Genomic DNA, 12,604 nt, shown 5'->3' on the forward strand with positions numbered 1-12,604 from the left:
CTGGAAGCGCATATTTTGACAAAGCCATTGGGATTCAAACCCTTTTGCCGCGAATATGAAAATGGCTGTGCGGTTTGAAATTTTCTGAAATAATTCGCTTGACACCAACTTGCTGCCTATCGCCCACAGGCGATGTGAACAAGCTGTGGATCACTTCCAGCAAGTCGTTGAAAAATATCAGCAATTTGTGACAGCCAAATTTATTGGCGTGGGCCGTTTCGGCGGATTGGAATATCAGTGGGAGTGTATGTGCCGGCAAAGCATTTCCAGACTCTGGAATGCGGCTCGGGCGTGCTTTGCGGCCGTTCTTTTTAAGTGCTTGCCGGCAAACGAAAAAACCCGGCACGATTGGCCGGGTTTGAAAGAACGACAGTTCAGGAACGGTCAATCAGGCCGACAGCACCTTGAGGCGGTGAGCCAGACGCGACACCTTGCGCGATGCCGTATTCTTATGGATCACGCCCTTGGTCGCGGCGCGCATCAATTCCGGCTCTGCGGTCTTGAAGGCTTCCAGCGCGGCTGCCTTGTCGCCGGCAGCCAGTGCCTCTTCGACCTGGCGGACATATGTACGCACGCGCGAGCGGCGGTTCTTGTTGATCGCTGCGCGGCGGGCGATCTTGCGCGTTGCCTTTTTGGCCGAGGAGGTATTGGCCATGATGCCTCTCTTCTGATCTGGTGGGCGCATGCGGGATGCCGCAGGGCGCAAAAAACAAACGGGCAGCCAACGGCCGCCTCGGTTGGAGCGGCTTATAGTTCAGCTTTTCCGGCGCGTCAACGCCGCTTTGGCTTCTTTTTGGTCCTCGCCGCCGCCACTCTAGCGATTGGTGAAATTCGGCTTCCGCTTCTCGGCAAAGGCTGCCATCCCTTCCTTCTGGTCGTCGAGCGCAAACAGCGAGTGGAACAGCCGGCGTTCGAAGCGCAGTCCCTCCGCCAGCGTCGTCTCGTAGGCGCGGTTGACTGCCTCCTTGGCCATCATCACCGATGGCAGTGAAAACTCTGATATCCTGGCCGCGGCCTTCATCGCCTCCTCGATCAACTCGCCGGCCGGCACGACGCGCGAGGCCAGGCCGCTGCGCTCGGCTTCGGCGGCATCCATCATCCGACCGGTCAGGCACATGTCCATGGCCTTCGACTTGCCGACAAAGCGGGTCAGCCGTTGCGAGCCGCCCATGCCGGGAATGACGCCAAGCGTGATTTCGGGTTGGCCGAACTTGGCCGTGTCGGCGGCAATGATGAAATCGCACATCATCGCCAGTTCGCAGCCGCCGCCCAGCGCATAGCCCGCGACAGCGGCGATCATCGGCTTGCGCGCACGGGTAAACTCTTCCCAGCCGACGAAGAAATCCTGCACATAGGCCTCCGCGTAGGTGACGGCCTGCATTTCCTTGATGTCGGCGCCCGCCGCAAAAGCCTTCTCGGAACCGGTGATGACCATGGCGCCGATGCCGGGATCGGCGTCGAACCCCTTTGCCGCCGTCAGCAAATCCGCCAGCACCTGCGCGTTCAGCGCGTTGAGCGCCTTAGGCCGGTTCAACGTGATCAGGCCGACCTTGCCGCGCGTCTCGACGATGATGGTTTCATAGCTCATGGGCTGGCCTCCTGGTTGCGGCACTGAAGGACCGTCTAGCTTACCGCTGGCAGGTCCGGCAATAAAAGGTCGAGCGGCCGCTTTGCACGATGCGCTCGATGTGGCCGCGACAGCCGGGCGTCGGACAGGGCTCGCCTTCGCGATCGTAGACCGCGAAGGAATGCTGGAAATAGCCCAGCGACCCGTCTGTGTGCACATAGTCGCGCAGCGAAGACCCGCCGGCGGCGATCGCATCGGCGATCACCGAACGGATTGCCTCGGCCAGTCGTTCGCTCTGTTCCTTGGCCTTCTTGCTGGTCCCGGCGATGGTGCCTGCCTCGCGCAATGGCGAAAGGCCGGCGCGCCACAGCGCTTCCGACACATAGATATTGCCGAGCCCGGCAATCAGCTTCTGGTCGAGCAGCGCCGCCTTCAACGGCGATCTGCGGCCCTTCAGCAGAGAGGCGAGCAGGGCGCCTTCCAGCGCATTGCCGGTCGGCTCGACGCCCAGTCCCGCGAGCATCGGATGCGCCTCGGCCAGGCCTTCCGCAAACAGCATGAAGCCGAACCGACGCGGGTCGTTGAAGACCACGCGAGACTGGACGCCGACAGGCGACACGACATGGAACACCACATGGTCGTGCTTGGCATTCCTCGAGCGCTCTTGATGGAACGTGCCGGGCGTCTCTTTCTCATCGGCGGTCTCGATGCGGAACGAGCCCGACATGCCGAGATGGCAGATCATCACCGGGCCATCGTCCAGGTGTATGGTGAGATATTTGGCGCGGCGGCCAAGCGCGATGACCGTCTTGCCGGTCAGCCGCTGCGCAAATCTCGCCGGAAACGGAAATCTGAGATCGGGCCGGCGCGCCTCGACGCGTACGATCCGCGCGCTTTCCAGAACCGGCTGCAGGCCGCGCCGGACGGTTTCGACCTCGGGCAGTTCAGGCATGGCCGCCTATCGCCGCATGGAAGGAAGCGCCGTGGCGGCCGCGCGCCAGCTTGAGGTGTTCGGCGACCGTCTCGCCGATATCGGCGAAGGTGGTCCTGAGCCCGATGTCGCCGCCCGTGAGACCCGGTGCGGTGCCGATGACCGGGACGCGTTCGCGCGTGTGGTCGGTGCCTCGCCATGTCGGATCGTTGCCATGGTCGGCGGTGAGGATGAGCAGATCGCCCGGCTTCAGCTTTGCCAGTGCCTCGGGCAGCCGGCGGTCGAAGGCTTCGAGCGCTGCAGCATAGCCGGCGACGTCGCGGCGATGGCCGAAATCGGTGTCGAAGTCGACGAAATTGGCGAACACCAGGTCGCCGTCGCCGGCATCGTCCATCGCACCCAGCGCCTTGTCGAACATTGCCATGTTGCCGGGCGCCTTGCGTACTTCCGAGATACCGCGATGGGCGAAGATGTCGCCGATCTTGCCGACCGCGATCACCCGGCTGCCGCGCCCGGTCAAGCGGTCGAGCAGCGTCGGCTCAGGCGGCGGCACGGCGTAGTCATGGCGGTTGTAGGTGCGCTCGAAGGTGGCCGATGTTTCGCCCAGGAAAGGCCGTGCGATCACCCGTCCGATCTTCAGCGGATCGACCAGCCGGCGTACCGTCTTGCAGAACTCGTAGAGCCGCTCCAGGCCGAAATGAACTTCGTGCGCTGCTATCTGCAGGACGGAATCGACCGAGGTGTAGCAGATCGGCTGGCCAGTGCGGATATGCTCCTCGCCGAAGCGCTCGATGATCTCCGTGCCGGGCGCATGGCAGTTGCCGAGAATGCCCGGCACCTTACCCTCGCGGATCATCGCTTCGGTCAGTTCGGCAGGGAAGGTGGGCACCTTATCGGGGAAATAGCCCCAGTCGAACCGCACGGGCAGCCCGGCGATTTCCCAGTGACCCGACGGCGTATCCTTGCCGCTCGAAATCTCCTGCGCGGCGCCGTGGAAAGCGGAGGCTGAAACAGCGGCTTTGCTGTCGAATTGGAAGCCGGTTGCGGTTTCTGCTGCGCGGCCGAGACCGAGCGAAACCATGGTGGGCACCTTCAGCGGTCCCTCGCGCAGGCCCTCGCGATCGGCGCGGGCTTCCGCGCAGGCCAGCGCGATATGTCCGAATGTGTTCGAGCCGGCGTCGCCATAGGGTTCGGCATCGGCGGCGCCGCCAATGCCGAAAGAATCGAGAACGAAGAGGAAAGCGCGTGCCATCGGTGCCGTCATTGCCAGTCTGGTTGACCAGACATAAGGTCCCGTCGCGGCATTGGCAAATCGTAAACCAGGCGGCAACGGCCTGACGCGATGGTCGCGAAGTCGGGCAGGCGCGCTGTACGCATCCTTGAGACATGCGATGCGCTTCAAGGAACGGCGTGCGGGGCATGGATCGATGAGACGGGCTGACCTGGGTTGGAGTGCACTGGCGACCACTGTAGCGCTGCTGGCCTCGCAGCTCGCCGCGCACGCCGACTGGCGCGACCAGATCGGCACGTTTCGGATCGGCATCGTTGCCGAGCCGGGCGCCGGCAACACGGTTCCGGGTCTGGCCATGCTGACTGACGCCTACGGCAGGGCGCTCGGCATGAAGGTGGAATTCGTCGTCGCGCATGACTATGCGGCGCTGATAGAGGCACAGGCCAATGGCCGGATTCAGTACGCGGTCTATTCGGCGACCGCCTACGCCACCGCCTCGGAGCGCTGCGGCTGCGTCGAACCTCTTGTGGCGCCGGTCGATGCCGACGGTGCCACGGGCATCCGCTCCGTGCTTTTGACGCGCGACGGCAGGCTTTCCGATCTCGCGGCCCTGGAAACGCACCGCATCGCCATGGCGCCTTCCGACAATGTCGGCGGTTCGCTTCTACCGCTCGCCGGGCTGGCGGCCGACGGCATCAAGATCAGCCAGGATGCGCCATTCCTCGCTCATGCCGGCTCGGCTGCCGCCGCAGAAGCGATGCTGGTCGATGGCCAGGCCGATGCCTTGTTCGGCTGGGAGCGGGCCACGGCGGAAAACCGGACGGCGATTGCTGGCGATCAGCCGGCTGATCCGGACGGCACGGCGGCGCGACTGGAGGCGGCGGGCATTCCAGAAGCCGCGCTCCAGATCATCTGGACCTCCGGCGTGCTCAGATACGGCCCTCACGCCGTCCGCAGCGATCTCGACCCCGAAGCCAAACGCCGACTGACCGTCTTCCTCACCAATCTCAGATCGCAGTCGCCGGAAGTCTACGATTTCGTGGAATCGAAACATTCGGGAGGGTTCACGCTCGCCGCTGCGAGTGACTATGCGATGGCCGATTCCATCGTGCGCCTGGTGTCGGGCAGCACCGACAGCGGCGCGCAATAAAGCCGGGGTCGGATGGGCCAGAGCTGCTTCAGCAATCGCTGCAGGGGATCGACGTGGTCCGGCGCGGCCTGAGATAGTAGGTTTCGCTCATCGTTATCTTGCCTTCGTTGAAGGCCGAGATAAATCCGAGCGGCTTTTCGGAGCCTTCCGACCAGGAGATGATCGGTTGGTATGCTAGAGTGGTTTTGACACGAATGAGGAAAGTCCCCGCAACATTGAGCGTCGCCGGAACGGTGGTGGAAGTTGTCGGGTTGGAGTCGCGGCCAGTCTTCCCATCCAGCACGCTCCAGGACCACGCCACCTTTGCTTGCGGTATCGGATTGTTCGGGTCGGTTCTGATGTCGATTGCCGTAATGGAGATATTGGCGACCGAGCGGTTGTAAGGCTGAAGGCTGGAGTTGCCGATCTTCATGATGTCGGTGAGATCTGCGTTGACCACCGACGTTTGCTGCGTGACGAGGTCGGCAACCATGGAGCTGATGCGGCTGACCTTCTTGCTGGCCTCGATGGCTTGCGAGGCCTCCATCGTAATGAAATACATGATCAGCAAGACAGGCACGATGAGGGCAAACTCGACGGCCGCTATGCCGCGCCGATCGGAAAAAAACCGCTCCGCTCTCTTCCAGCTAACCGACATCCCCGGATGTGCCCCCGCACGAAACATGCACTTTTCCTTTTGCTTACACGTGCAATTTCAGTTGTCGAATGGCTCGTTTTGCCACGTTGTCGTCGCGTAATGCAGAGTCTTGCCGCCATCCATATTCGACATGTATTGAGCCATGAAATCGGTCATGACCGGCCAAGGGTAAAAGACCCGCAGCATGTTCTTTGATTCTGCCGGACCTATTGTAGGGGTCCCGAAAGCCGGGTCCTTGCCTGTATCCGGATCCTTGCCCGTCAGCGTGATGGTCGAGCCGGAAATCGTGAAACCCGCACTGGCTGCCCCGGCAAAGGTCTTGAACGGGCGCAGATCCACCAGCAAACCGGGGCAACCCTTCGCGACAATGATCTCGAGTCTGGCGCAGACCAAGCCCTTCAGCTTCTCTTCCGTCACATCCGCTTGCCTCAACTGGCCAGTACGCAACTGACGGGCGATATCATCGGTGATGTTGGCCATCACCTCCTGTCCGGCAAATGAAACGCAGCTCTCGAGGATGGCGAAGACGAGAGCCGCAAACGGTAGCGCAAGCATCGCGAATTCTATCGCCGTGCTGCCGCGCCGATCACGAAGGAAACGACGGGCAAACGTCACGCGCCCTGCCTTGGCCTTGCAGATCTCGCGTTCTGAATCCTCGTCCAAAACGTCGCCCATATCCCGTTCCTGCGATCCTGATGCGGTACCGTCAGCACCACTATCAAGAACCCATTTAGCTCCGGTTTGAATGACCGTTAAATTCGACCAGGCGACATTAACCGGCCGCTAACCGACGCGGCTTTCCCGAGACAATCGAGCCAACTGAGGCGCTTACTGCCCAGCGCTCATCTCGGCCTCGGACGACTTTTCCGAGTCGCTCTTGTACGAGCTTTCGCAATATGGCGTGCAGGACATGGTCTGGACCGAGGCGCGCCTGTAGATACGCACCGACGACGCGTCCTGGCGCACTACGGTCACCTGCTCGTCGACGATCGGGCTGCCATCGTGGTCGAGGACAACCAGATTGGTCACGCCGAACCCCTTGCCCGTCAGCACGATCGTTGATGCATCCTGGACGGAGGCGTCGGCGATCGCCGGATTGCCGACGACGATGGTGTCGGCGGGGCGTGTCAGTTTGACGATCTTGGCCTGGTTCATCGTCACTTCGATGCCGGCTCCGGCCTTGGCCGGCAGCACGAAAGCCGGGACGGCGAGAAGCGCGACAAGCAGGAATGACGATTTCATGGCGGTCATCAAGGCGCTCCACAGCGGCAAAACTTGTTCACGGAACATGAAGGAGATTGGTGAACCAACGGTTAAACCCTTGACCGGCGCCGGGTATTCGCTCCAATCTTGCTGCCAGCTGATATAACAATGCGTCCTGCCGATAGCCGTGAAATTACAGCTTTTCACGGGCAGGCGAGCTACTGTCCAGCGTTTAGTTTACGGTTAACCACGCAAGCTGTTCGAAGCGGGAAAGGAATCGGTAAGGCTGTTTATTAAGCCGATTGAAAGAGCTTCTCCGTAGATTGGCAGCATCCGATCAACCACCACAGAAGTTGACGGAAGTGCTGTAACACGTGGAGTAGGAGCTCTCGAATGTCTAATCTCATCGCACGTTTCGCGAAGGACGAATCCGGCGCGACCGCTATCGAATACGGTCTGATCGCCGCTCTCATCGCGCTTGCCATCATTTTTGGCGCTGGTCAGCTCGGCAACGCCCTGAACAACAAGTTCATCGCCATCGCCGGTAAGGTGAGTGGTTCGTAATACCCTGGTTGCCTTAGAGATAGGGGCCGCCTGACTGGCGGCCCTTATTTCATCGCGTCGGGCGGTTTTGAGTAACCCAGTCTCATCGATCGTTAATCATATATGTCTAGGCTGAGGCTGGACACAGTTGGCAACAGGGTGTCGCGCCCATGCTCGAAGCGTTGATCTTCGTCATCTTTCCTTTTTGCATGCTCTTCGCCGCGATCTCCGACATGCTGTCGATGACGATCGCCAACCGCGTACCGGTGCTGCTGCTGGCGGTGTTTGCGCTGGTTGCGCCGCTGACGGCCATGGACTGGGCAACCTATGGCTGGCATTTCGCCGCCGGCGGCCTGGTGCTGGCCGTGACGTTCGGTCTGTTTGCACTCGGCGGCATGGGTGGCGGCGACGCCAAGCTGCTCGCCGGCACCGCCGTCTGGATGGGGTTCAACATTCACCTTGTCGAGTATCTCGTGATATCGACGTTCATCGGCGGACTGCTGACGCTCGCCATCCTTCTCTACCGGAAATCGCCGCTGGCGATTTACACCAGCCACAATCTATTCCTGCGCCATTTCGCCGACGACACGACTGGCGTTCCCTACGGCATTGCACTCGGCATTGGCGGGCTGCTGACCTATCCGGATTCACCCCTGATGGTTTGGGCACTGGCAAAGCTGGCGAACTGAAACAGCAAGCAACCTTTGCCGCTCCGACATCGGTCTGAAAAGATGCCGCTGGTCGCCCTTTCTGTCGTCGGAGCACGGGTCCGTCCAATTTATGTAAACCTTAAATTAATCACGATCGTAAGCATTGCATTAACCTTGTTTTGACGATTGCCGCTGCAAAGTCCGGCCTGGCTAGTTGGTTGCCTAAAGGCGAGGGTTCGGACAGATGCCAGCATCCCGACTGATTATTCTGGGCGTGGCGGTGGCTGCGGCGGGTGGTGCAGGTTATGTCGCCAAGAATATGGTGGCGGTCCCGCCCCAGCAGGTCGTCGCCGATGCCCCGCAGGCGCCGGCCATTGCCTTGCAGGATGTGCTCGTGCTTTCCGGCGACGTGCCGATGGGCAGCCCACTTGAGAACAATCTCAGCTGGGAGTCCTGGCCGTCCGATGGCATCAATGCGAATTTCATCACCCGTGCCGCCGAACCCGAAGCGCGGGAGAAACTGAAGGGCTCCGTCGCCCGCATGGCGATGTACACCGGTGAGCCGCTGCGGCGCTCCAAGCTGATCGGCGAGGGGCAAAGCTTCATGTCTTCGATCCTGCCCACCGGCATGCGTGCCGTCGCCACCGCGATCTCGGCTGACACGTCGGCAGGCGGGTTCATCCTGCCCAACGATTTTGTCGACGTCATCATGACCCGCAGATCCGACACCGGCAACGGCGGCAGCGGATTCACCACCGAGACCATCCTCAAGAACATCCGCGTCCTGGCGATCGATCAGACCATCCAGGAGGACGAGGAAGGCAAGAAGACCAGGGTCGGACAGACGGCGACGCTGGAGCTGACGCCGCAGCAGGCCGAGATAATAACCGTCGCCCAGCAGATGGCCGATCGCCTGACGCTGGCGCTGCGCTCGATCACCGACAACAAGGAAAAGGGTACCGATGAAGCCGACTACCTCGTTTCCGGCAGTGGGCGGCGCGGAACGGTGCGGTTGATCAAATCGGGCGAAGTTTCCGAAGTAGGGGCAAGGAAATGAGGTTAGTCGCTAAACTGCCGGTCACCATGGCTGCAGCCGTCGGCCTGCTTTTCCTCGGAGCCCATGCAAGTGGCCTCGGCGACGCCAAGGCCGCCGGAAAGAGCGTCGGGGTCACGGCCTCGACCGCCACGCAACGTGTCAAGCTCGGCCTCAACAAATCGGTCGTCATCGATCTGCCGAGCGACGCCTACGACATCCTTGTCGCCAATCCCGCGGTCGCCGATGCGGTGACCCGCACCGCAAGGCGCATCTATCTGTTCGGCAAGTCGGTGGGCGAAACCAACATCTTCGTCTTCGGTCCCAATGGCGAGCAGATTGCCAGCCTGGATCTGGCCGTCGAACGCGACGTCGCCGGATTGGAAGACTACCTCAAGCGCTTCCTTCCGAATGCCGAGATCAAGGTCGAATTGCTGAACGACAACGTCGTCCTGACCGGGACGGTGGATACGCCGCTCGATGCCAAGCGCGCCGTCGATCTGGCAACCATCTTCGTGTCCGGAGGTGAAGCGACGACGGGCCAGTATTCGCAGACCGCGGCCGGCGGCAATGCCAATGGGGGCGTCGACATCAACAACCCGGATGCCGAACGCCGGGTCTCGAAGATCGTCAACCTGCTACAGATCATCGGCGACGACCAGGTGACGCTGAAGGTGACCGTGGCCGAAGTCAGCCGCTCGGTGATGAAGCAGCTCGGCGTCAACATGGTTGGCAGCGGCAGCATGGACGGCATCGCTTACGGTGCGCTGAGTTCGCCCAACTACGGTTTGGGAAAGCCGCTTTCGCAGAATTCAGGCTTTAACTTGGGCGGCAGTGGCCTCAAAGCCTACATCAATGCCATGGAGCAAAGCGGCGTCATGAAGACGCTTGCAGAACCGACCCTCACCGCGGTTTCGGGCGAGAAGGCAACGTTCAGGGTCGGCGGCGAATTCAATCTCATCACGGCACGTACGAACAACGTTTCGACCGACAACCAGACCGGCCAGGTCACCTACACCAACGAAAAGCTGGAATACGGCATAGGTCTCGAGTTCCAGCCCGTTGTGCTGTCGGCGGGCCGGATCAGCCTCAAGGTCAGAACATCGGTTTCGGAGCCGACCTCGGAAGGTGCTACCACCCTGGAAGGCGGCGGCAGCTTGCCCGGCCTGACGCTTCTGTCGATCCGCAAGAGACTTGCCGACACCACCGTCGAATTGCCGTCGGGCGGTTCGATGATGATTGCCGGCCTCGTTCGCGACGACGTCCGCCAGGCTGTATCGGGCTTGCCCGGCCTGACCAAGATCCCGGTGCTCGGCACGCTATTCCGCAGCCGCGATTTCGTCCGCAATGAAACTGAACTGGTCATCATCATCACGCCTTATCTGGCTCGGCCGGTGGCGCGCAACGACCTGGCTAAGCCGGACGACAATTTCAATGCCGCCGGCGATGGTCCGGCCATGTTCCTTGGCCGCGTCAACCGCGTCTACGGCACCATGCAGACCGACAAGCCCAACGGCCGCTACCACGGCGTTGTCGGCTTCATCTACAAGTAAGCGGGGAAGCGGACATGTCTCAGTCAGCATCAAAGGTACTGGCGATTGCCGCAACGGCATGGTCTGGCCGTGGCCGGATCCGCCGATCGGCAATGCCGATCCTGGCGGTCGCGATCGCCGCCTCGCTTGCCGGTTGCGCTAAGCGCGACAGCATCACGGTTGGGGCGATTCCCGATGATTATCGCACCACGCATCCGATCGTAATTGCTGAGAAGAACCAGAAGCTCGACCTCCCGGTCGGCGCCGACGATCGCGGCATGACCGGCTCGCAGCGCGACACGCTTCTGGGCTTCCTAGACGGTTACGACAAGAGCGCTGCCCCGGCGCTGACGATCGCAACCCCGATCGGCTCGGCTAATGAGGTCGCGGCGACTGCCGCGGCGCGCGATTTCGCAAGGCTGGCGGTTGCCAGCGGCATCAAGCTAAACCGGATCGTGGTGACCTCCTACCAGTCGGTTTCCCCGGAAGCGTCGGCGCCTATCCGCGTTTCCTATATTTCGGTGAGAGCCCAGACCGACAAATGCGGGCGCTGGCCCGAAGACATCCTCGAAACCTCCGAAAACAAGCACTACGCCGATTACGGCTGCTCGTCTCAAAACAACCTCGCCGCGCAACTCGCCAATCCGACCGATCTGCTCGGGCCAAGAAAGTCGTCCGACATCGACGCCGAGAACCGCGGCGCGGTGATCGACGTCTACCGCGGCAGAGGTATTTCGGACGAGTTCCTCGGCAATTCGGAAGTGACGTACTAGGAGCGCCGGTCCCGCGTAGAGACCGGAAGAGAAGTCACGGAAAAGAGCATGACAATGAGCAATCTTGCCTACGATACGCCCGTAGACGGCGGCGACAGCTCGCAATTGGATATTGCCGCGATGCAGGCGCTGCGGCCGGTTCCGCGTATTTCCATCCAGGCATTTTGCGAGACGGAAGGTGTCGCGCATCCGGTAGAGCGGGCCGGCGAGGATCGCCGCATGGCCAAGGCGCATCTGAAAGTGCATATGGGCGGCATCGCCACGGCGATCGAATTCTACCAATCCGCGCCGACGCCGAACCTCATCCTTCTGGAGTCGCGCAGCGAACCGAAGCAGTTGCTGGAGCAGCTTGCCCAGCTTTCAGAATATTGCGATCCCTCCTCTAAAGTCGTGGTGATCGGCCACTACAACGATGTCGGTCTTTACCGCGAACTCATCCGCTTCGGTATTTCCGAATACGTCATCGCGCCCGTGTCGATGGCCGATATTGTCTCGGTGGTTTCGTCGATCTTCGTCGATCCGGAAGCCGAGCCGATCGGCCGCTCGATCGCCTTCGTCGGCGCCAAGGGTGGCGTCGGCTCCTCGACCATCGCCCACAATGTGGCGTGGGCGATGTCATCGCTGTTCAAATCGGAAGTGGTCGTCGCCGATCTCGACCTGGCTTTCGGGACGGCCAACATAAACTTCGACCAGGACCCTGCGCAAGGCATCGCCGAGGCCGTGTTTTCGCCCGAACGCGTCGACGAGGTTTATCTCGACCGTCTGCTTGCCCAGTGCGCCGAACATCTGTCGCTGCTCGCCGCGCCCTCCACCCTCGAACGTGTCTATGATTTCGATCCCGATGCCTTCACGCAACTCATCGATACCGCCCAGCGCAGCGTGCCGCTGCTGGTGCTCGACGTCCCCCATATCTGGACGGGCTGGACCAAGAACACACTGATCAAGGCCGACGAGATCGTCATCACTGCGACGCCGGAATTGGCCAATCTGCGCAACACCAAGAATCTGGTCGATATGCTGACGCGGCTTCGCCCGAACGATCCGCCGCCGAAACTGATCATCAATCAGGCCGGCGTGCCGAAACGGCCCGAGATTTCCGCGTCCGACTTCGCCGAGCCGCTCAGCCTCACGCCGATGTCGGTCATCGCCTTCGACCCGTTGTTGTTTGGAAATGCCGCGAACAACGGCCGCATGCTGGGCGAGATGGATCCCAAGAGCCCGGTCGTCGGCATGATCAACGAAATCGCGCACGTGCTGACCGGTCGCAGCGAAATCAAGGCCAGGAAGAAGGCAGGCCTTGGCGGCCTCCTCGGCAAGCTCTCGCGTAACAAGAAATGACGCTTCTCAAGCGAAA

General features: G+C 61.3%; 15 protein-coding genes. 7 read left to right on the plus strand and 8 right to left on the minus strand.

Translation table 11 applies throughout. The annotated features are described in order from the left end of the window. Window positions 1-34 precede the first annotated feature (34 nt). From X750_RS1000000165610 to X750_RS160250, 5 genes are all read right to left on the minus strand, one after another. Window positions 35-388, minus strand: a complete 354-nt coding sequence (locus tag X750_RS1000000165610) for a hypothetical protein (protein ID WP_156932360.1) — start codon at window positions 386-388, stop codon at window positions 35-37. After that, window positions 389-655: a 30S ribosomal protein S20 gene (gene rpsT, locus X750_RS160265; RefSeq protein ID WP_023681995.1), complete on the minus strand. Its 267-nt coding sequence runs from the start codon at window positions 653-655 to the stop codon at window positions 389-391. Window positions 656-814: 159 nt separating this feature from the next. Then, window positions 815-1,588, minus strand: coding sequence for an enoyl-CoA hydratase (locus X750_RS160260; RefSeq protein WP_023681994.1), 774 nt, complete (start codon window positions 1,586-1,588; stop codon window positions 815-817). Window positions 1,589-1,628: 40 nt separating this feature from the next. Then, window positions 1,629-2,519, minus strand: coding sequence for a bifunctional DNA-formamidopyrimidine glycosylase/DNA-(apurinic or apyrimidinic site) lyase (gene mutM / locus X750_RS160255; protein ID WP_023746684.1), 891 nt, complete (start codon window positions 2,517-2,519; stop codon window positions 1,629-1,631). After that, complete coding sequence (locus X750_RS160250) at window positions 2,512-3,750, minus strand: phosphopentomutase (protein WP_023681992.1); 1,239 nt, start codon at window positions 3,748-3,750, stop codon at window positions 2,512-2,514. The genes mutM and X750_RS160250 overlap by 8 nt, the downstream gene beginning before the upstream one ends. Before the next feature lie 175 nt (window positions 3,751-3,925). Here X750_RS160250 and X750_RS160245 point away from each other — a divergent pair, with 175 nt between their 5' ends. Beyond that, on the plus strand, window positions 3,926-4,879 hold the full coding sequence (locus tag X750_RS160245) for a PhnD/SsuA/transferrin family substrate-binding protein (protein WP_023669581.1): 954 nt from the start codon (window positions 3,926-3,928) through the stop codon (window positions 4,877-4,879). 28 nt (window positions 4,880-4,907) lie between these two features. On the opposite strand, the gene X750_RS160240 is transcribed toward X750_RS160245, so the two are convergent. From X750_RS160240 to X750_RS160230, 3 genes are all read right to left on the minus strand, one after another. Then, complete coding sequence (locus X750_RS160240) at window positions 4,908-5,516, minus strand: TadE/TadG family type IV pilus assembly protein (protein ID WP_245260268.1); 609 nt, start codon at window positions 5,514-5,516, stop codon at window positions 4,908-4,910. A 57-nt stretch (window positions 5,517-5,573) separates the two neighbouring features. Beyond that, complete coding sequence (locus X750_RS160235) at window positions 5,574-6,191, minus strand: TadE/TadG family type IV pilus assembly protein (protein ID WP_050587055.1); 618 nt, start codon at window positions 6,189-6,191, stop codon at window positions 5,574-5,576. Between the two features lie 153 nt (window positions 6,192-6,344). Next, window positions 6,345-6,767 carry a pilus assembly protein N-terminal domain-containing protein gene (locus X750_RS160230; protein ID WP_023681988.1) on the minus strand — a complete coding sequence of 141 codons (423 nt, stop codon included), beginning with the start codon at window positions 6,765-6,767 and terminating at the stop codon, window positions 6,345-6,347. Window positions 6,768-7,112: 345 nt separating this feature from the next. On the opposite strand from X750_RS160230, the gene X750_RS160225 reads away from it, so the two are divergent. The 6 genes from X750_RS160225 to X750_RS160200 all read left to right on the plus strand — a co-directional run bounded on the left by X750_RS160225 (window position 7,113) and on the right by X750_RS160200 (window position 12,588). Continuing rightward, window positions 7,113-7,283, plus strand: coding sequence for a Flp family type IVb pilin (locus X750_RS160225; RefSeq protein ID WP_023681987.1), 171 nt, complete (start codon window positions 7,113-7,115; stop codon window positions 7,281-7,283). Between the two features lie 149 nt (window positions 7,284-7,432). Continuing rightward, window positions 7,433-7,951, plus strand: a complete 519-nt coding sequence (locus tag X750_RS160220; protein WP_023703464.1) for a prepilin peptidase — start codon at window positions 7,433-7,435, stop codon at window positions 7,949-7,951. Between the two features lie 205 nt (window positions 7,952-8,156). Further along, complete coding sequence (gene cpaB / locus X750_RS160215; RefSeq protein WP_023681985.1) at window positions 8,157-8,969, plus strand: Flp pilus assembly protein CpaB; 813 nt, start codon at window positions 8,157-8,159, stop codon at window positions 8,967-8,969. Next, window positions 8,966-10,498, plus strand: a complete 1,533-nt coding sequence (locus X750_RS160210; protein ID WP_023681984.1) for a type II and III secretion system protein family protein — start codon at window positions 8,966-8,968, stop codon at window positions 10,496-10,498. The genes cpaB and X750_RS160210 overlap by 4 nt, the downstream gene beginning before the upstream one ends. Before the next feature lie 14 nt (window positions 10,499-10,512). After that, the gene (locus tag X750_RS160205) at window positions 10,513-11,250 is read left to right on the plus strand and encodes a CpaD family pilus assembly protein (RefSeq protein WP_023703463.1); all 738 of its coding nucleotides are present in this window, start codon (window positions 10,513-10,515) and stop codon (window positions 11,248-11,250) included. A gap of 54 nt (window positions 11,251-11,304) precedes the next feature. Continuing rightward, a complete protein-coding gene (locus tag X750_RS160200) occupies window positions 11,305-12,588 on the plus strand; it encodes a CpaE family protein (RefSeq protein ID WP_023681982.1) in 1,284 nt (427 codons plus the stop codon). Window positions 12,589-12,604: the final 16 nt, after the last annotated feature.

Source organism: Mesorhizobium sp. LNJC391B00 (genome assembly GCF_000502535.1).
GTDB lineage: Bacteria > Pseudomonadota > Alphaproteobacteria > Rhizobiales > Rhizobiaceae > Mesorhizobium.

What these genes read in the sequence shown, in the direction of transcription:
- rpsT (WP_023681995.1), bottom strand. Translation starts at nt 655, where the DNA reads ATGGCCAATACCTCCTCGGCCAAAAAGGCAACGCGCAAGATCGCCCGC.
- X750_RS160260 (WP_023681994.1), bottom strand. Translation starts at nt 1,588, where the DNA reads ATGAGCTATGAAACCATCATCGTCGAGACGCGCGGCAAGGTCGGCCTG.
- mutM (WP_023746684.1), bottom strand. Translation starts at nt 2,519, where the DNA reads ATGCCTGAACTGCCCGAGGTCGAAACCGTCCGGCGCGGCCTGCAGCCG.
- X750_RS160250 (WP_023681992.1), bottom strand. Translation starts at nt 3,750, where the DNA reads ATGGCACGCGCTTTCCTCTTCGTTCTCGATTCTTTCGGCATTGGCGGC.
- X750_RS160245 (WP_023669581.1), top strand. Translation starts at nt 3,926, where the DNA reads ATGAGACGGGCTGACCTGGGTTGGAGTGCACTGGCGACCACTGTAGCG.
- X750_RS160240 (WP_245260268.1), bottom strand. Translation starts at nt 5,516, where the DNA reads ATGTCGGTTAGCTGGAAGAGAGCGGAGCGGTTTTTTTCCGATCGGCGC.
- X750_RS160235 (WP_050587055.1), bottom strand. Translation starts at nt 6,191, where the DNA reads ATGGGCGACGTTTTGGACGAGGATTCAGAACGCGAGATCTGCAAGGCC.
- X750_RS160230 (WP_023681988.1), bottom strand. Translation starts at nt 6,767, where the DNA reads ATGACCGCCATGAAATCGTCATTCCTGCTTGTCGCGCTTCTCGCCGTC.
- X750_RS160225 (WP_023681987.1), top strand. Translation starts at nt 7,113, where the DNA reads ATGTCTAATCTCATCGCACGTTTCGCGAAGGACGAATCCGGCGCGACC.
- X750_RS160220 (WP_023703464.1), top strand. Translation starts at nt 7,433, where the DNA reads ATGCTCGAAGCGTTGATCTTCGTCATCTTTCCTTTTTGCATGCTCTTC.
- cpaB (WP_023681985.1), top strand. Translation starts at nt 8,157, where the DNA reads ATGCCAGCATCCCGACTGATTATTCTGGGCGTGGCGGTGGCTGCGGCG.
- X750_RS160210 (WP_023681984.1), top strand. Translation starts at nt 8,966, where the DNA reads ATGAGGTTAGTCGCTAAACTGCCGGTCACCATGGCTGCAGCCGTCGGC.
- X750_RS160205 (WP_023703463.1), top strand. Translation starts at nt 10,513, where the DNA reads ATGTCTCAGTCAGCATCAAAGGTACTGGCGATTGCCGCAACGGCATGG.
- X750_RS160200 (WP_023681982.1), top strand. Translation starts at nt 11,305, where the DNA reads ATGAGCAATCTTGCCTACGATACGCCCGTAGACGGCGGCGACAGCTCG.